Genomic DNA, 618 nt, shown 5'->3' on the forward strand with positions numbered 1-618 from the left:
CCAGCACCTGTGGCAGGGTGGAAATGCCGACGCCATCCAGTGTCAACCGGCGGCAGGCGGCGAGGGATGACGAAGAGAAAAAGCGCGCGGGCTGGTCATCCAGCTCACGGAACTTCTGATTGATCTCGGCATAGGGTCTGGTATTGCGGGCATAGGTGATGATCGGCCATTTCACCAGCTCTTCCAGCTGCAGCGTGCGCTCCGGCAGGTTCAGTTCAGGGCTGGCGACCCATTCGAGGGGGAAGGTACTGAGGTCGAAATTGCTGATCCCCGGTGCGGAAATCGGGCCCATCAGAAAGGCCAGATCCAGAGAGTGTTCGAGCAGGGCGGCGCGCAGGGTGCTGGTGACATCGACGGTGATTTCCACATCCAGCTCGGGGAACTCCTGATGCAGCTGCTTGAGGAAGTCGGGCAGCCAGGTGTGGACGATTGTTTCCGACACACCAAGACGTAGATTGCCGGCAAAGGCGGCGGCCTGATTGGCCCGCTGCTGGAACTGATCTGCCATGAAGATCAGCTTTTCGGCATAGGGCAGCAGCTCCTTGCCCTTGGCCGTCAGTGCCACCGGGCCGGGGCCACCGTCGCGCTCAAACAGCTTGACGCCCAGCTCTTCCTCCA

Annotated in this window: 1 protein-coding gene; it reads right to left on the reverse strand. The window is 61.2% G+C overall.

The genetic code is table 11. The annotated features are described in order from the left end of the window. On the reverse strand, positions 1–618 hold a 618-nt coding region (locus WH50_RS25835; protein WP_243410287.1), incomplete at both ends, for a LysR family transcriptional regulator.

The sequence above is a fragment of the Pokkaliibacter plantistimulans genome, assembly GCF_003194385.1.
Taxonomy (GTDB): domain Bacteria; phylum Pseudomonadota; class Gammaproteobacteria; order Pseudomonadales; family Balneatricaceae; genus Pokkaliibacter; species Pokkaliibacter plantistimulans.